Genomic DNA, 16805 nt, shown 5'->3' with positions numbered 1-16805 from the left:
AGAATAGAAGAAGGCCTTGGCGGTCCTGGCCTGACACTCTGGTCGCTGGGAAAAACCAACTCGGCGCTCCGTCCTTCAACGGATGTGCTTCAGACGGTAGCCAATGTCACGGCCCCGATCAAGGTCAGGCCGGCGCCTCTGCCCGTTCCAAGCGAACCACCGTGCTGTGCACCGTGGTGCTTTCGGCCATGTCGCTCTTGCGCCCGGCGACAAGCACGTTGACGTTGGCATCGTTCGGCGATGCGCTTGGCCATCGTCCTTTATAGATAATGCCGACGCCGGGCTGTGCCGCCTTGGAAATGGTGACGGCAAGCTTCAGGCGCCCGGCTTCGTTGACCAGGACGACGCTGTCGCCCTCGGCGAAGCCTTGGGCCGTGGCATCGTCGGGATGAAGCGTGACGGTCGCCGGCCCGAGCCGCCGCTGAATGACCTGGTCGTTCCCGTAGCTCGAGTTCATTTGCCAAGGCGACGCCGGGGAGATGATGCGCAACTGGCCGGGCTTGGTGCGCTCGTCGGCATGAGGGGTTGGCACATGCGGTAGCCCCAGCTCGACAGCACGGTCGCTTGCGAGCTCGATGCGGCCTGACGGCGTTGCAAATTTGAGATCGGCAAATTGCAGCCGGGGCTCGGCGAACAGGGTCGTGGTGCCGACCTTGGCGAGATCGGCAAAACTGCCCTCATAGGGAGCTTGCGCCAGCAACCGGTCGATCAGATCGGCCTCGCTTTCGAACAGCCCCGGATCGTTATAGCCCATGGCGCGCGCGAGCCGCCGGAAGATCTCCTGGTTGGGCAGCGCTTCGCCTGGCGGCTCGCAGGTCTTCACCTGGGCCGACAGGGTGAGGTCGAAATAGGGGAGCACGAGGTCGTTGAATTCGAGGAAGCTCGCGGCCGGCAGCACAAAATCGGCGTAGGCGGTCGTGTCGGTGTGGAAGAGATCGACCGCGACGTGGAACAGGTCTTCACGCTCGAGCGCCTTGCGCAAGCGGCCCTGCTCCGGAGACGAGGCGGCCGGATTGTTGTTCCAATTGACCAAGGCTTTTGAGCGGCGCGGGTTCTCGAGGGTCGGCGCAAGATCCATGTGGCTCATGGACTTGGTTCCCTCGCGGGCAAGCTCCGGCATGGTGATCATGCTCATATCGATGCCGCGGCCGTTGGTCCCGTTCATGTAGAGGAACCCGGCGCCCGGCTTGCCCACATTGCCGGAGAAGGCGACGAGCGCCGCCAACGCGCGGAATACGTTGCCGCCCTGCCGTTGGCGCTGCACGCCCTGTCCGAGCCAGAGCAGGGAAGGGCCGATCGCATAGGCGGTTGCCGCATTCTCGATCAGATCGGCGGGAAGGCCGCAAAGCTCTGCCGCCTTGGCGAGCGGCATGCTGTCGATGGCGGCATAGAGCGCCTCGGCGCCGAGAACGTGCTCGTCGAGAAAGGCCCGATCGACCAATCCCTTCTCGCGCATCACGTTGAGGAAGGCGAAGGCGAGTGCCGCGTCGGTGCCGGGCAACAGCTTGAGGTGCATGTCGGCGGCGAGCGCCGTGTCGTGCCCGATCGGATCGACGACGATGATCCTGGCGCCAGCCTCCGCCGCTTTTCGCACGAACACCATGTCCTGATGCGGCGCTGAGTGGGATGGATTGGCGCCCCAGATCAGGATGGTGCGGGCGTCCTTGGCGGTGCGCGGGTCGAAGCCTTCGAGCGAATTGCCGAAGGTGAGTTCAAGGGCGACGTGGCCGGCCTTGTTGCAGACCGTGTCCGGATCGACCTCGGTCGCGCCCATGCGGTTGAACAGGCGGAGCGGGAAGGCGCCGGCGATCAAGCTCACGGTTCCGGTGTAATGCGTATGCAGGATATTGGCCTCATCTCCAGCGTCGATCACGCCGCGGAAGCGTGCGGCGATTTCGGCCAGAGCCTCGTCCCAGGAGATCTCGGCGAAGGTGGCGGTGCCCTTCGCCCCAACCCGCCGCAAGGGGCTGGTGAGACGGAGCGCTGGATCGCGCCAGGCGCCGTTATAGGCGATGGCGCACTTGCCGCAGAGCTTGCCGCGCGAGATGGCGTGATCGGGGTCACCCAGAACCTTGGTGATGACCCCGTTCTCTTTATATACGGCGAGACCGCAGGCGTCGTAGCAATCACGCGAACAAGTGGTTTTGACAACGTCCTCTTGCGGCATTGTCGGCCTTGGCCTGTCTGAAGCGACGCCAGGCTACCACATTCCGGCCTGAAGCCATGCCGGTAAGGTTGACAGGGACGGGCAAAAAAAGAAGGGCGCCTCGAGGGGCGCCCTTTTAAGTGGAAGTTGCTTTAGGGAAGTTCTGAAATCGCTAGAACGTGGCCTTGACGGTACCCACCGCCCGCGCATCGCAGTTGTTCCGCCCACCGCTCTGTGCAAAGCACTGTGTCTCGTTGTAGTCGGTGTCGAAGTAGCGGATGTCAGCAGACCAGTGCTCCAGGAAACCGAGGGTCAGGCCGGCATTCCAATACGTGTAGTTGTCGGCATTGATCTCGTAGGTCTGGTAGCCGACGGTGCCGCTGACGCTGGGTGAGAAGAAATTGAAAAGCTTCGATTTGAAGGCATAGGCGACCGCGCCCTCGATCGCATTAGAGTTGCCAAAAAACTGGAAATTGTCCGGCGACCACCAGTCGTTGACGCTGAGGGTCCAGGCGCCGGTGGTCCAGGACGCTCCGCCCTTCAACTCGAAATAGTCGATATCGTTGGCGCCAGGGTAGGTGTATTCGAGAGCGGTGATGTTGAAGGTGACGTCGCCCCATTTCGGCGCGATGCCGCCATAGTAGTCGATCTCGATGTTCTCACCGAATGCGGTATTGGATCCCCAAATGCCGGCGAAGAAGATGCCGTAGGTCAAATCGAATTCGGGCTGCACCGCGGGATTCTGATTCGTGTTGGAGATACTGCGGAACATATAGTCCGTCGTGAAGCTCGCGACTCCCGTGAGCGACAGCTTCGGCGCGTCATCTGCATAGCCCGGCGCTACCGCCCCCGCGATAAGTGCCGCTGCCAGAGCGCCCGATTTCATGATCCCTGCAAGACAGCTTCCCCGTGCCATTGCTTAAGTCCCCGTTTTGTAACCCCCTGTGTGCGGAGGTCTTCTCATTGCGATAAGGGCCGAGACTCAACCCAGCCTTCCAGTCCCCCACTACAGTACAAACACCGGTCCCAGCAGCAATCAAAAAATCCCTGTTTCCTGCAAGTTGCTGAAGCACTGTGGCAGGTTTGCATCTAGACAAGCTTTTTTGCTCATTGGATTGGCAGACCATGCTTTTTTGCCCCCTGGCGATGCTTTTCGCCCCCTTTACCGCCGCCGTTTCTACTTGGACGACGGACCAATCCGGCCGCAACCCAAGAATTAGTCTATCGCGGCGAGCCAACCCGCTGTCGGCTGCCATGCATTCGCGATCCCCGGCGGGGGGCGTGAGCCTTGCACCGGCATGAAACCCCGTCAACGAAGGCGTCGACCGAGGCGTCGAAGGCCGCGTCGCGGTCAAGTGCCTTGAAAGCCGGGATCAGCGCTTGCGTCGCCGGGCAGGACAGCGGATCGAGCGCCAGCAGTTCCGCCTCGTCCTCATCGCTGATCGGGCGGAGCAGTCCTTCAGCCTCGGCCAGGGCATAACCGAGGATGAAGGCGTAGAAGGCAAGCCCAAGACCGGCCGCCTCGGCATCGCTGACCCCGGCGCTCCGCAGCGCCCGGTAGACCACCTCGCTCGAAGCATGATCGGCAGGCCCCGTGGCGTGGAAGCGGAAATGCAGGTGGAACAGGCGCGGATGACGGTGGGCAAGGTCCCGGTAGGCCACCGCGACCTTGCGCAGATCGGCGCGCCAGTCGGCGGATGGCAGCGGCAGCTCAACCGTGGCGAGCGCTCGGTCGGCGATCTCCCGCAACAGCTCGTCCTTCGATCCGAAATGGTGCAGGACCGTCATTGGATCGACGCCGATGCGCGATCCGAGCTTGCGCACCGAAAAACCGACTTCGCCGACGTGCGACATCATGTCGAACGCCGCATCCAATATGGCATTTCGATCGAGGCCACGCCGTCCGCGCGGGCGGGAAGCGGCCTTGCGCGCTGTTTGCGTTGACAATTCTACACCGTAGCCAATAAAGTCTTCGGCGTAGCCATACTCGCTCATGAACCCCTGTCAAGGCTGACTGGGGCCTCGGAGGCAGTGGAGAAGTCGCGTGACCGGTTCAAGATCGATCGCCGAGAGTGTGCGGCGGCCCACCGGCGTGCTTGCCTCCCCGACAGCACTTGCCTTGAGCGGACTGAACCCGAAAGCGCGCCTCCTCCTGCTCTGCGCCCGTATCGGTTACACCCCCCACACGAGTTCCCAGCGCTAGTTGGACGGCCCCTGGGTCACGCTCTGCTGGAGGTTTTTAGGTGACGAATCAATACCAATCCGCGCAATTGCAAGAGCTCGACGCTCTTCACCATCTGCACCCCTTCACCGATCACCAGTCGCTCCGCAGCGGTGGGGCGCGCGTCATCGTGCGCGGCGACGGGCCTTATCTCTGGGACAGCGAGGGCACGCGCATCCTCGATGGCATGTCCGGCCTGTGGACGGCTAATCTCGGCCACAGCCGCAAGGAGCTCGCCGAGGCCGGCTACCGGCAAATGCTCGAGCTGCCGTTCTCCAATACCTTCTTCCGCACCACGCATCCGCCCGTCGTGCTTCTGTCGCGCAAGCTTGCCGAACTCGCCCCAGACAACCTCAACCAGGTGTTCTATGGCTCGTCAGGCTCTGAATCGAACGACACCGCGATCCGCCTGATCCGTCACTATTGGGCGCTCAAGGGCGAGCCCAAGCGGCGCATCATCATCTCGCGCAAGAATGCCTATCACGGGTCGACCATCGCCGCTGGCTCGATGGGCGGCATGGCTCACATGCACGCGCACAGCTATCCCGTCTATGAGGGCTTCCGCCACATCATGGACCCCTATTGGTACGGCGAGTCGAGGGAGGGCGAGTCGCCGGAAGCCTTCGGCATTCGCGCCGCGCGCGCGCTCGAGGATGAGATCCTGGCGGTTGGTCCGGAGAACGTTGCCGCCTTCGCCGGCGAGCCGGTGCAAGGAGCGGGCGGTGTCAAGATTGCCCCCGAGAGCTACTGGCCAGAGGTGCAACGCATCGTCGACAAATACGGCATCCTGCTCCTTGCCGACGAGGTGATCACCGGCTTCGGCCGCCTCGGCACGTGGTTCGCATCGCAGTATTACGGCATCCGCCCCAACCTCATCACCTTCGCCAAGGCGGCGACGTCGGGCTACATCCCGCTCTCCGGCGTCATCGTCGACGACAAGATCGTCGATGTGCTGATGGCTCACGCCGACGACTTCAATCACGGCTACACCTTCTCGGGTCACCCCGTGGCCTGCGCCGTGGCGCTCAAGAATCTCGAAATCATCGAGCAGGAGAAGCTTGTCCCGCGCGTCAAGGAGTTTACCGGGCCGGCGCTCGCTAAGATGCTGGCGAAATTCAAGGACCACCCGCTCGTCGGCGAGGTTCGCTCGGTCGGGCTGCTCGGCGCTATCGAACTCGTCGCCGACAAGCGCACCCGCCGCCGCTTCGCCGATCTTGGCCGCGTCGGCCTCATCTGCCGCGATCATTTCTTCGGCGAAGGTTTCATCATGCGCGCGGTGTTCGACACCATGGTCACCGCCCCGCCGTTGATCTGGACCCAAGACCAGTTCGATGAGGCTGAGGAGGTGATCGCCCGCGCGCTCGATCTCACGCTGAACGACGTCGCCGGAGAACTCGCCGCATGAGCCGTCCAGTCGTCGTCCTCCCGGCTTGCACCACCATGATCGAAGGCTATGTTTTCGACGCCGTGGGACGAAAATACGCGACAGCCATCGCCGAGATCGCCGAGTGCCAGCCGCTGCTCGTGCCGGTCGGCCCCGGCATATCCGATGTCGCGTCCGTCCTCGATGTGGCCGATGCCATCCTTCTGACAGGCAGCGTCTCGAATGTCGCGCCCGAGCATTATGGCGACGAGGCTCCGATCCTGCCCGACGCGCTCGATCCTTTTCGCGATGCGCTCACGCTTCCGCTCATCAGGGCCGCGGTCGAGCGCAAGACGCCACTGTTCGCAATCTGCCGCGGCTTCCAGGAGCTGAACGTGGCGCTCGGCGGCAGCCTGCATCAGGCGGTTCACGACGTAAACGGGCATAAGGACCACCGCCCAAGGTTCGAGCTTCCGCTCGATGAGATGTACGGCCCAGTGCACACGGTGGCCCTTCGCGGCAAATTGCGCGATTGGGTCGGAAGCGACAGGCTGCTGGTCAACTCGCTGCACTCGCAGGGCATCGCTCGCCTCGCCGACGCGCTGAAGCCGGAAGCTTTCGCGGAGGATGGCCTGGTCGAGGCCGCGCGCGGGCCTGACGACGCGGCGTTCTGCTTGGGCGTGCAGTGGCACCCCGAATGGGGAGTGAAGTCGAATCCCGTCTCAGCCTCGCTGTTCCGCCGCTTCGGCGCGGCCGCGAGAGGCGTCGCAGCGTCATGACGGCCGCACGGCTCACCATCGATGAGGCTCAGGCCTTTCTCGAGGCAAACCCGGGGGTGCATTGGATCGACGCCTTCCTGTTCGACATGAACGGCATTCCGCGCGGCAAGCGCATCCGCCGCTGCGATCTCATCGGCGTCGCCAAAAGCGGCCTCATGATGCCGACCTCGGTTTTCATCATGGACCCGCTCGGCAATTGCGTTGAGGCGACCGGCCGCTTATGGGAGACCGGCGATCGGGACCATCACTGCCACCTTCTCTCAGGGACGCTCGTCCCGATCCCTGTCGGCGACGGCAGGCACGCACAAGTCGTGATGGTCGTTGACGCCAAGGATGAGCTCGACCCGCGTGGCGTGCTGATCGACCAGGTCGAGCGACTTGCGCGCGCCGGCCGGACGCCGGTCGCGGCCGTGGAGCTCGAGTTCTATGTCTCGCGCCGGTCCACGAATGGCGCCGCCATGCTGCACACGCCGGAAGGCGTCTCCGACGATCCGAGCCGGCCGCACACCTTCGGCTTTGAGGAGATGGACGCGCTTTCTCCCTTCATCGATGACGTCTACCGTATTTGTGACGTCCAGGGTCTTCCTGTCGACACGATCATGAAAGAATCGGGCCCCGGACAGTTCGAGATCAACCTGAAGCACCGCGCCGACGCGGTCGCCGCGGCGCTCGACGGCTTGCTGTTGAAGCGCGCGGTGAAGGCTGCGGCGCGGGCGCATGGGCTCGAAGCCACCTTCATGGCCAAGCCGCACCACGACTGGGCCGGCTCCGGCATGCATGTCCACTTGAGCCTTCTCGACAAATCGGGACAGAACCTTTTTGCCGGCGACCCGATCTCGCCGCTCTTCCGTTATGCGCTTGGCGGCATGCGCGATAGCATGGCGGATTTCATGGCGGTTTGGGCGCAGTCCGCCAACGCCTACCGCCGCTATGTGCCGAAGGCCTATGTCTCCATGGCCGCGCATTGGGGCTTCAACAATCGCACGGTGGCCTTGCGCATTCCCTGTGGCAACGGCAGCGCGACCCGCATCGAGCATCGCGTCGCCGGCGCCGATGCCAATCCCTATCTCGTGGTCGCGTCGATTCTTGCAGGCGTAAGCCACGGCATTGCCAACCAGATCGATCCCGGGCCGGCCGTCGAAGGCAACTCGGAGGCGGTGGAAGCGCCACCGCTGCCCACTGCCTGGGTCAACTCGCTCGAACGCTTCCAGCGCTCGGAGATCGTTCGCGGCGCTTTCGGCGCGCCCTTCCAGGACGTCTATTCTCGCCTGAAACATGCCGAGCGCAGCAACTTCGAGCGTATCGTCACCCCGCTCGATCACCTCTGGTATTCGCGTGTCGCATGAGGTTCTCATTACGATACGCTGACGGAGATTGAACATGACCATGATCGCCAGGAAGTTTCCGACCGCGGCCCTGATCGACGGGCAGTGGGTCACGTCCAACAGGACCTTTTCTGTCACCGATCCGGCGACGGGTGGCGAGGTGGCCACCGTCCCTAATCTCGGCGCCGACGATGCGGCCCGCGCCATCGACGCTGCTGCTCGCGCGCTGCCGGCCTGGTCCGCCAAGACCGCAAAGGAACGCGCCACCATCCTCAGGCGGTGGTTCGATCTCGTCACCGCCGAGACCGAAGCCCTCGCCCAACTGATGACCACCGAGCAGGGCAAGCCGCTCGCAGAGTCTCGCGCCGAGGTTGGCTATGGCGCCTCGTTCATCGAGTGGTTCGCCGAAGAAGGCAAGCGCGCCTACGGGAAAACGATTCCCACCACCGTGGCGTCAAAGCGCTACCTCACCATCAAGCAGCCGATCGGCGTCGTCGCCGCAATCGCGCCCTGGAATTTCCCGATCGCCATGATCACGCGCAAAGTGGCACCGGCGCTCGCTGCCGGATGCACCATCGTGGTCAAGCCCGCGGCGGAGACGCCGCTCTGCGCGCTCGCCATCGCCAAGCTCGCGCTCGATGCCGGTGTGCCTGCGGGCGTGCTCAACATCGTGACCACCAAGGATGCGGCGGCCGTTGGCAAGGTCTTCTGTGAGGATGGCCGGGTGCGCAAGCTCTCCTTCACCGGGTCGACCGGCGTCGGCAAGATGCTCTACCGGCAATGCGCCGACACGGTGAAGAAGCTCACGCTTGAGCTCGGCGGCAACGCGCCGCTTGTCGTGTTCGACGACGCCGATCTCGGCCAGGCGGTGGCCGGCGCCATGGCCTCCAAATATCGCAATGCCGGCCAGACTTGCGTCTGCGCCAATCGCATCCTCGTGCAGTCCGGCATCTACGATCGCTTCGCCGCAGCGCTGGTCGAGGCGGTGAAGAAGCTTGCCGTCGGCCCAGGCATGGAAAGCGGCACCGCGATTGGCCCGCTGATCAACCAGGACGCAATCAAGAAGGTCGAGGCGCTCGTCGGCGACGCCGTCGACAAGGGCGCGAAGGTCCTGACCGGCGGCACGCTCGACGCGGCCGGCCCGCTCTTCTACCGCCCGTCCGTCGTGGGCGACGTGACCCCCGACATGGAGATCGTGCGCGAGGAGATCTTCGGCCCGGTCGCGGCACTGGTGCGCTTCGACACCGAGGCCGATGCGATCAGGCTCGCCAACGACACGCCGTTCGGCCTTGCCGCCTATTTGTTCAGCCAGAATTTGAGCCGCGCCTGGCGCGTCGCCGAGAAGCTCGACGCCGGCATGGTCGGCGTCAACGAAGGCATCTTCTCCAACGAGGTCGTGCCCTTCGGCGGCGTCAAGGAATCAGGTCTCGGCCGCGAGGGCGCCGCCGAGGGCTTGGAAGAGTACCTCGAAATCAAATACATCTGCCTGGGAGCCATCGATGCATAATCGGTCTCGCCCAGGCCCACAGTGGCTATCAAATGCGCTGGCGACGTCAGCCGGTAGCGGCCATACTTGGCGGCGCACGAACCACAACCAGCAAACTGAGAGGCCGAGCGAGACCACCACCAGCAAGCATATGGGAGAGTGAGTATGACCGACGCGCACGCCAAATCTTTCACCAAACCCACTTCACGCCGCTCCCTTCTGAAGGGTCTCGGCGCTGCCGCTGTCGGCATCAGCCTCCTCGGTAAGAAGTCTCCCGCCTGGGCCAAGGAAGAGCCAAAGCTCAATTTCTACAACTGGGACACCTATATCGGCGAGACGACGCTCGAGACCTTCAAGGAGGCGAGCGGCATCGACGTCAATATGAGCCTGTTCGCCACCAACGACGAGCTCTTTGCCAAGCTGCGCGCCGGCAACCCTGGCTTCGACGTCATCGTTCCGGGCAGCGAGTTCGTCGAGCGCATGATCCAGGCAAACCTGCTCGAGCCGCTCGACCATGCCAAGATCCCGAACATCAAGAATATCGCGCCCGAGTTCATCAAGGACGCACCCTTTGATCCAGGCCGCAAGTTCAGCATGCCCTATACCTGGCTCGTCATCGGCATCGGTTACCGCAAATCCAAGGTCAAGGAGACACCGGACAGCTGGAAGTGGCTGTTCGATTCCGACGTCTACAAGGGCAAGATCGCGGTCATGTCTGACGCGAGTGAGCTGTTCCGCAACTGCTTCAAATATCTCGGCCAATCCCTGAACTCGACCTCGCCGGAGCTGCTGAAGCAGGCTGAGGAAATGCTCATCAAGCAGAAGCCAAACATCAAAGCCTTCCACGAGGACAACGGTCAGGACCTTCTGCTGTCGGGCGAGGTCGACGTGGTGATGGAGTACAACGGCGACATCGCCCAGATCATGACCGAGGATGAGGACATCAACTTCGTCGTCCCCAAGGAAGGCGCCATGAGGCAGCAGGATACCCTGGCCATCCCGAAAGGTGCGCCGCATCCGGAGAACGCGCTCGAATTCATCAACCACATCTTGGACGCGAAGGTCGGGGCCGAGATCTCCACGACCATCAAATACCCATCGCCGAACGCGGCGGCCGTGGCGCTGATGCCCGCGTCCTACAGGGACAATCCGGTGATTTTCCCGCCTGCCGACATCATCGCCAAGTGCGAGTACCCGAATTACCTCGGCCCTGAATTTACGCGTCTTCTCGACGAAGCGATGACGCGGCTACGCGCGGCCTGATCGAACAGGCGCGCTTGTGAGGTAGCGAACGACAGATGGCAACGCAGACGCAAGAACGCCGGATGGCCTTCTTGGCAACGGCACTCCCACCCATCGTCTGGGTAGTAGTGTTCTTCCTCGCTCCGCTCGCCATAGTCTGGGCCTACAGCTTCGGTCAAAACGCGGGCCTGACCGAAGTCGATATCAGCGGCACCTTCGCCAATTATTTGCGCGCTCTACAGCCGCTCTATCTCGGCATCTTCGTCAAGTCGATTTTCGTGGCCGGCGTCACCACGCTGCTCTGCCTCATCGTCGGCTTTCCGGTGGCGCTCGCCATCGTCTTCGCCAGCGAGCGCTGGCGGCCGTGGATGCTGCTGCTCGTCATGCTACCGTTCTGGACCAATCTCTTGATCCGCACCTACGCATTGATCGCGGTGTTGCGCACCGAGGGTTACGCCAATTTCACGCTCGAGTGGTTTTGGAACAACGCGAGCTGGCTCATGACGCTGGTGGGCTTGCAGCCGCTCGGCGATTTCACGCCCCTTCAGCTGCTCTACAACAATTTTGCCGTCGTGGTGGGGCTCGTCTACGTGCATCTGCCGTTCATGGTGCTGCCGCTCTACGCAGCACTCGATCGGCTAGACAAATCTCTCATCGAAGCGAGTCTCGACCTTGGCGCCGGTCATCTCCGCACGCTGTGGTCGATCGTGGTGCCGCTCGCGCTGCCTGGCATCATCTCCGGTATCATCATCACCTTCGTCCCGGCGCTTGGAGCCTATCTCACGCCGGATCTGCTCGGGGGGCCCGACAGCCAGATGATCGCCAACGTCATCGAGCGCCAATTCAAGAAGGCCAATGACTGGCCGTTCGGTGCAGCCCTATCCTTCCTGTTGATGTATGCGACCTTCGCGGCGATCGCGCTGCGCGCCTATTTCAGCCGCGGCAAACCCGCCGAAGGTCACGGGGTCTGACCATGGCTCAGAAACGCGCGCCCCTCGAATACAACCGCATGTGGCAGATGCGTCTCTGGCTGTTCGGCGTCTTCTTCTTCCTCTACGCGCCGCTCGTTGCCCTGATCGCCTTCAGCTTCAACGACTCCAAGCGCAACATCGTTTGGCGCGGATTCACCCTCGATTACTACCGGAAGCTGTTCAGCAACCAGGACCTGATGATCGCCTTCGCCAATTCACTGACCATCGCCTTCTTCGCCACGATCATTTCGCTCGCCATCGGCGCGCTCGCCGCGGTTCTGTTGTGGCGCTACCGTTTCACGGGCAAGACTGTGGTTGAGGGCGCTTTCACCCTGCCGCTGGTGGTGCCGGAAATCTGCATGGGCGTCTCCATGCTGCTGTTCTTCACCCGCGTCATACCGTGGCCCAACAATCTGATGTGGCCGCTCAGTCTCGGCTCCATCATCATCGCCCACGTGTCGTTCTGCTTCCCCTTCGTCGCGCTCGTCGTCGGCGCGCGGCTTGCGAGCTTCAACAAGGAGCAGGAGGAGGCCGCCCGCGATCTCGGCGCCAACGATTGGCAGGCATTCCGCGACGTTCTTGTGCCCCATATGCGCCCGGCTCTGGTCGCCGGCGGCCTACTCGCTTTCACTCTGTCGCTCGACGACTTCGTGATCACGTTTTTCACCTCGGGGCCTGACACCATCACCTTCCCGGTCAAGGTCTATTCGATGCTGCGTTTCTCGGTGACGCCGGAGGTCAATGCCGCATCGACCATGCTGATCCTGCTCACCATCCTGCTCATGGTCGTGATGATGGTGATGCAGAGCAAAGCTCAGAAGAAAGGATGAGTGCCGTGGACCAAGCGTTAGCCAAGGACGCCGAAACCACCGCCAAGCCCATCATCAGCTTCCGCAACATCTCGAAGCGATGGGGCTCCACGGTCGGGGTGGACAATGTCAGCCTCGACATCATGCCGGGAGAGTTCTTCGCCCTGCTCGGGCCTTCGGGCTGCGGCAAGACGACGTTGCTGCGCATGCTTGCCGGCCTCGAAGTGCCGAGCGACGGTCACATCATGATCGACGGGCAGGACATGGCGGAGATCCCGCCCAACCGGCGCGCCGTGAACATGGTGTTCCAGTCCTATGCCGTCTTCCCGCATATGACGGTCGCCGACAATGTCGCCTATGGTCTCAAGATCGATGGCGTGCCTCAGCCCGAGCGGGACCGGCGCGTGCAGGAAGCTCTCGACCTCGTGCAGCTCGGCCACCTTGCCGCGCGCATGCCTGATCAGCTGTCTGGTGGCCAGCGCCAGCGCGTGGCGCTCTCCCGTGCTCTGGTGAAAAAGCCGAAGGTCCTGCTGCTCGATGAGCCGCTTTCGGCGCTCGACGCCAAATTGCGCGAAGCCATGCGCTTCGAGCTGTCGCAGCTGCAGCAGAAGGTCGGCATCACCTTCATCATGGTCACCCATGACCAGACCGAGGCTCTGGCGATTGCCTGTCGCGTCGCCGTGATGAACAAGGGCTCGATCGCCCAGCTGGGCACGCCGTCTGACCTCTACGAGTTTCCCGCCTCACGTTTCGTCGCCGACTTCATCGGTTCGGTGAACATGTTCGAGGGCAAGCTGATTGACGACAAACCCGACGAAGCCGTCGTTGCCTGCCCTGAGCTCGACCCGTATCCCGTTCAGGTCCCTCATGGCGTGGCCGGCAAGGAGGACTCTTCCGTCTGGGTTGCGATCCGCCCCGAGAAGATGAACCTGCACAAGGATGCCGACACGCCGCCCGCAGTGCCTGAGTGTCCGGCCGCCCACAACGTCGCCAAGGGAGAGATCAAGGACGTCTCTTATCTCGGCGATATTTCGATCTACCATGTCCTGTTGACCAACGGCCGGCTGATCAGGATCTCGCGTCCCAACCGCTCCCGTTTCGACCAGGACGATTTCGGCGCCGGCGAGAAAGTCTGGGTGAGCTGGGTCGGATCGAGTCCGGTCGTGCTCCAGTCCTGAACGCCTTGCGCTTCACAAGAAGACTCTTGAACAAGGGAATGGAACGTCCACATGCCAACATCCGCTGAGCTTCATGAGCGGAGGATAGCGGCCGTGCCGCGCGGCGTCAGCCACGCGACCGCCATCTACGCCAAGCGCGCCAAGAACGCCGAGATCTGGAGCGAGGACGGCAAGCGCTATATCGACTTCGGCTCGGGCATCGCCGTGGTCAATACCGGCCATCAGCATCCGAAGGTCGTTGCCGCCGTCGAGGAGCAGCTGAAGGCGTTCAGCCACGTCTGCTTTCAGGTCACGCCTTACGAATCCTATGTGAGCCTGGCCGAGCGGCTGAACGCGATTGCCCCCGTTCCCGGGCCTGCCAAGACCATGCTGGTCTCGACCGGCGCCGAAGCCGTCGAGAATGCGGTGAAGGTCGCGCGCGCCTTTACCGGCCGCCCGGGGATCGTCTCGTTCAGCGGCGGCTTTCATGGCCGCACCCATATGGGCATGGCGCTGACCGGCAAAGTCGTTCCCTACAAGAAGGGCTTCGGACCGTTCCCCGCCGACGTCTACAACGTCGCCTTCCCCAACACCTATCACGGCGTGAGCAGCGAGCAGAGCCTCGCTGCGCTGAACGCTCTGTTCAAATACACGGCCGACTCCTCGACCATTGCCGCCATCATCGTCGAGCCGGTGCAAGGGGAGGGCGGTTTCTACATCGCTCCCTTCGATTTCCTCCGAAGCTTAAGGACGCTGTGCGACGAGCACGGCATCGTTCTGATCGCCGACGAAATTCAAACCGGCTTTGCCCGCACCGGAAAAATGTTCGGGCTCGAGCACTCGGGCATCAAGGCCGACGTCGTGGCGATGGCCAAGGGACTGGCCGGCGGCCTGCCTCTGTCCGCCATAACCGGACGCGCCGATGTGATGGATGCCTCAGGCCCAGGCGGACTCGGCGGCACTTACGCCGGCAATCCGGTCGCCTGCGCCGCCGCCCACGCCGTGCTCGACGCGATCGAAGAGGAAAATCTCTGCGACCGCGCCAATGCCATCGGCAAGATCATTCTCGACCGTTGCCATGCGCTGAAGGCCCGTTCCAACCTCAATTGCGTCGGCGATGTGAGAGGGCTCGGCGCCATGTGCGCCATCGAGCTCGTGAAGGACACCGCGAGCGGCGAGCCCGCGCCGCACCTGACCCAGGCCTTGATGAAGGTGGCCAACGAGAACGGGCTCATTCTGCTATCTTGCGGCACCTACGGCAACGTCATCCGCTTTCTCGCGCCGCTCACCGCGAGCGATCAGATCGTTCGCGACGGCATGGACATCTTCGAGACGAGCCTCACCGAAGCCGTGACCAGGGTCGCGTGAGCTCTTCTAGATTTCAACACCGGATATCAGGCAGTGACATGAGCGCCAAGCTCGCCACCAACGACCTCGAAGCATTCTGGATGCCGTACTCGGCGAACCGCGAGTACAAGAAGGCGCCGCGCCTTTTGGTTCGCGCCGAAGGCATGTACTACACCACTGACGACGGACGCCGCGTGCTCGACGGCACCTCCGGCCTGTGGTGCGTCAACGCCGGCCATTGCCGGCCCAAGATCGTCGAGGCGATCCGCAAGCAGGTTGGCGAGCTCGATTTCGCCGGCACCTTTCAGATGGGCCACCCGCGCGCCTTCGAATGCGCCTCGCAGCTCGTCAACGTCGCCCCGCCCGGCTTCAATCATGTGTTCTTCACCAACTCAGGCTCGGAGTCGGTCGAGACCGCGCTCAAGATTGCGCTCGCTTATCAACGCGCCAAAGGCAACGCCTCGAAAGTGCGCTTGATCGGCCGCGAGCGCGGCTATCACGGCGTCAATTTCGGCGGCACCTCGGTCGGCGGCATCGCCAACAACCGCAAATGGTTCGGCACGCTCTTGAGCGGCGTCGACCATCTGCGCCACACCCACGATCTCGCGCGCAACGCCTTCAGCCGCGGCGAGCCGGAGCATGGCGCCGAGTTTGCCGACGATCTCGAGCGTCTCGTGACGCTACACGACGCCTCGACCATCGCCGCCGTTATCGTCGAGCCTGTCGCCTGCTCGACCGGCGTTCTGGTCCCGCCCATAGGCTACCTCAAGCGGCTCGCCGCGTTCTGCGCCCGCCATGACATCCTGCTCATCTTCGACGAGGTGATCACCGCCTTCGGCCGCCTCGGCACCCCGTTCGGCGCCGACTATTTCGGCGTCTCGCCTGACATCATCACCACGGCCAAGGGCATCACCAACGGCACCATTCCGATGGGCGCGGTGTTCGTAAAATCGAAGATCTACGATGCGTTCATGGCCGGCCCCGAGGAGGCCATCGATCTCTTCCACGGCTACACCTATTCCGGCCACCCGGTCGCCTGCGCCGCCTGCATCGCCACGCTCGAAGTCTACAAGGAGGAGGGGCTGCTGACCCGCGCTGCAGAGCTTGCGCCCTATTGGCAGGACGCCCTCCACTCGCTGAAAGGCCTGCCGCACGTCATCGACATCCGCAATATCGGGCTGATCGGCGCCATCGAGTTCGATCCCATGCCTGGCGAGCCGATGAAGCGGGCGCACACGCGCTTCGTCGAAGCCTTCAATCGCGGCCTCCTGGTACGCGCCACCGGCGACACCATCGCGCTGTCGCCGCCGCTCATTATCGAAAAGAAGGAGATCGACCAGCTTTTCGATATTTTCGGAAGCGTCCTCAAGACGGCGAATTGAGGCTTAAGGCGCCGCCGCCATGCAAACCATTCAGAACGCCATCGACGGCCGCAAGCTCACCTCCTCGTCGCGGCGGATGGCGCCCGTCTACAACCCCGCGACCGGAGAGCAGACCGCTAGCCTCCTGCTCTCGACCGTGGAAGAGGTCAATGAAGCCGTCGTCGCCGCCAGGAAGGCGGCGCTCGGCTGGGGTGCCACGCCGCCGCTCAAGCGCATCGCCCACATGTTCCGCTTCAAGGAGCTTCTCGATCGTCACGCCGAGGAGATCGCCCGCACCATCTCCAAGGAGCACGGCAAGACCCACGCCGACGCAAGCGGCGAGCTCGCCCGCGGCATCGACGTCGTCGATTTCGCCTGCGGCATTCCGCATCTCCTGAAAGGAGAATACAGCCGCAATGTTGGTCCCGAGATCGACTCTTGGTCCGACCGCCAGCCGCTCGGCGTGGTCGCCGGCATTACCCCGTTCAACTTCCCGGCCATGGTGCCGATGTGGATGTATCCTGTTGCAATCGCTTGCGGAAACACCTTCGTGCTGAAGCCGTCCGAGCGCGATCCCTCCACCTCGATGCTGATCTGG

15 protein-coding genes are annotated in these 16805 nt (G+C 63.1%); 12 read left to right on the top strand and 3 right to left on the bottom strand.

Annotated features, from left to right (window positions below; all coding sequences use genetic code 11):
- Window positions 1-124: 124 nt before the first annotated feature.
- The 3 genes from ACREC7_RS03250 to ACREC7_RS03240 form a co-directional block, all read right to left on the bottom strand.
- Window positions 125-2167, bottom strand: a complete 2043-nt coding sequence (locus ACREC7_RS03250) for a molybdopterin-containing oxidoreductase family protein (protein ID WP_431554257.1) — start codon at window positions 2165-2167, stop codon at window positions 125-127.
- A gap of 151 nt (window positions 2168-2318) precedes the next feature.
- Window positions 2319-3062, bottom strand: a complete 744-nt coding sequence (locus ACREC7_RS03245) for a TorF family putative porin (RefSeq protein WP_431554256.1) — start codon at window positions 3060-3062, stop codon at window positions 2319-2321.
- Between the two features lie 305 nt (window positions 3063-3367).
- A complete protein-coding gene (locus tag ACREC7_RS03240; RefSeq protein WP_431554255.1) occupies window positions 3368-4141 on the bottom strand; it encodes a TetR/AcrR family transcriptional regulator in 774 nt (257 codons plus the stop codon).
- A 49-nt stretch (window positions 4142-4190) separates the two neighbouring features.
- On the opposite strand from ACREC7_RS03240, the gene ACREC7_RS03235 reads away from it, so the two are divergent.
- The 12 genes from ACREC7_RS03235 to ACREC7_RS03180 form a co-directional block, all read left to right on the top strand.
- On the top strand, window positions 4191-4349 hold the full coding sequence (locus ACREC7_RS03235) for a hypothetical protein (RefSeq protein ID WP_431554254.1): 159 nt from the start codon (window positions 4191-4193) through the stop codon (window positions 4347-4349).
- Window positions 4350-4389: 40 nt separating this feature from the next.
- Window positions 4390-5772: an aspartate aminotransferase family protein gene (locus ACREC7_RS03230; RefSeq protein ID WP_431554253.1), complete on the top strand. Its 1383-nt coding sequence runs from the start codon at window positions 4390-4392 to the stop codon at window positions 5770-5772.
- Window positions 5769-6509 carry a gamma-glutamyl-gamma-aminobutyrate hydrolase family protein gene (locus ACREC7_RS03225; RefSeq protein WP_431554252.1) on the top strand — a complete coding sequence of 247 codons (741 nt, stop codon included), beginning with the start codon at window positions 5769-5771 and terminating at the stop codon, window positions 6507-6509. The genes ACREC7_RS03230 and ACREC7_RS03225 overlap by 4 nt, the downstream gene beginning before the upstream one ends.
- Window positions 6506-7855, top strand: a complete 1350-nt coding sequence (locus tag ACREC7_RS03220; RefSeq protein ID WP_431554251.1) for a glutamine synthetase family protein — start codon at window positions 6506-6508, stop codon at window positions 7853-7855. The genes ACREC7_RS03225 and ACREC7_RS03220 overlap by 4 nt, the downstream gene beginning before the upstream one ends.
- Before the next feature lie 34 nt (window positions 7856-7889).
- Window positions 7890-9341, top strand: a complete 1452-nt coding sequence (locus ACREC7_RS03215) for an NAD-dependent succinate-semialdehyde dehydrogenase (RefSeq protein WP_431554250.1) — start codon at window positions 7890-7892, stop codon at window positions 9339-9341.
- Window positions 9342-9485: 144 nt separating this feature from the next.
- Complete coding sequence (locus ACREC7_RS03210; RefSeq protein ID WP_431554249.1) at window positions 9486-10583, top strand: ABC transporter substrate-binding protein; 1098 nt, start codon at window positions 9486-9488, stop codon at window positions 10581-10583.
- Window positions 10584-10645: 62 nt separating this feature from the next.
- Window positions 10646-11533, top strand: coding sequence for an ABC transporter permease (locus tag ACREC7_RS03205; RefSeq protein WP_431554248.1), 888 nt, complete (start codon window positions 10646-10648; stop codon window positions 11531-11533).
- A gap of 2 nt (window positions 11534-11535) precedes the next feature.
- Window positions 11536-12363, top strand: a complete 828-nt coding sequence (locus tag ACREC7_RS03200) for an ABC transporter permease (protein WP_431554247.1) — start codon at window positions 11536-11538, stop codon at window positions 12361-12363.
- Window positions 12360-13520: an ABC transporter ATP-binding protein gene (locus ACREC7_RS03195; protein WP_431554246.1), complete on the top strand. Its 1161-nt coding sequence runs from the start codon at window positions 12360-12362 to the stop codon at window positions 13518-13520. The genes ACREC7_RS03200 and ACREC7_RS03195 overlap by 4 nt, the downstream gene beginning before the upstream one ends.
- Before the next feature lie 51 nt (window positions 13521-13571).
- Entirely contained in the window at window positions 13572-14867 is a 1296-nt protein-coding gene (gene gabT, locus ACREC7_RS03190; RefSeq protein WP_431554245.1) for a 4-aminobutyrate--2-oxoglutarate transaminase, read from the top strand.
- 38 nt (window positions 14868-14905) lie between these two features.
- Window positions 14906-16228, top strand: a complete 1323-nt coding sequence (locus tag ACREC7_RS03185) for an aspartate aminotransferase family protein (protein WP_431554244.1) — start codon at window positions 14906-14908, stop codon at window positions 16226-16228.
- 19 nt (window positions 16229-16247) lie between these two features.
- Window positions 16248-16805: aldehyde dehydrogenase family protein (locus tag ACREC7_RS03180; protein ID WP_431554243.1), on the top strand; the 558-nt coding region annotated here is incomplete at its 3' end.

The sequence above is a fragment of the Methyloceanibacter sp. genome (assembly GCF_050728395.1).
Lineage (GTDB): Bacteria > Pseudomonadota > Alphaproteobacteria > Rhizobiales > Methyloligellaceae > Methyloceanibacter.
This window is presented reverse-complemented; position numbering and strand designations above follow the sequence as displayed.

Coding starts and splice junctions, on each gene's coding strand:
- ACREC7_RS03250 (WP_431554257.1), bottom strand. CDS start 2,167: ATGCCGCAAGAGGACGTTGTCAAAACCACTTGTTCGCGTGATTGCTAC.
- ACREC7_RS03245 (WP_431554256.1), bottom strand. CDS start 3,062: ATGGCACGGGGAAGCTGTCTTGCAGGGATCATGAAATCGGGCGCTCTG.
- ACREC7_RS03240 (WP_431554255.1), bottom strand. CDS start 4,141: ATGAGCGAGTATGGCTACGCCGAAGACTTTATTGGCTACGGTGTAGAA.
- ACREC7_RS03225 (WP_431554252.1), top strand. CDS start 5,769: ATGAGCCGTCCAGTCGTCGTCCTCCCGGCTTGCACCACCATGATCGAA.
- ACREC7_RS03220 (WP_431554251.1), top strand. CDS start 6,506: ATGACGGCCGCACGGCTCACCATCGATGAGGCTCAGGCCTTTCTCGAG.
- ACREC7_RS03215 (WP_431554250.1), top strand. CDS start 7,890: ATGACCATGATCGCCAGGAAGTTTCCGACCGCGGCCCTGATCGACGGG.
- ACREC7_RS03210 (WP_431554249.1), top strand. CDS start 9,486: ATGACCGACGCGCACGCCAAATCTTTCACCAAACCCACTTCACGCCGC.
- ACREC7_RS03205 (WP_431554248.1), top strand. CDS start 10,646: ATGGCCTTCTTGGCAACGGCACTCCCACCCATCGTCTGGGTAGTAGTG.
- ACREC7_RS03200 (WP_431554247.1), top strand. CDS start 11,536: ATGGCTCAGAAACGCGCGCCCCTCGAATACAACCGCATGTGGCAGATG.
- ACREC7_RS03195 (WP_431554246.1), top strand. CDS start 12,360: ATGAGTGCCGTGGACCAAGCGTTAGCCAAGGACGCCGAAACCACCGCC.
- gabT (WP_431554245.1), top strand. CDS start 13,572: ATGCCAACATCCGCTGAGCTTCATGAGCGGAGGATAGCGGCCGTGCCG.
- ACREC7_RS03185 (WP_431554244.1), top strand. CDS start 14,906: ATGAGCGCCAAGCTCGCCACCAACGACCTCGAAGCATTCTGGATGCCG.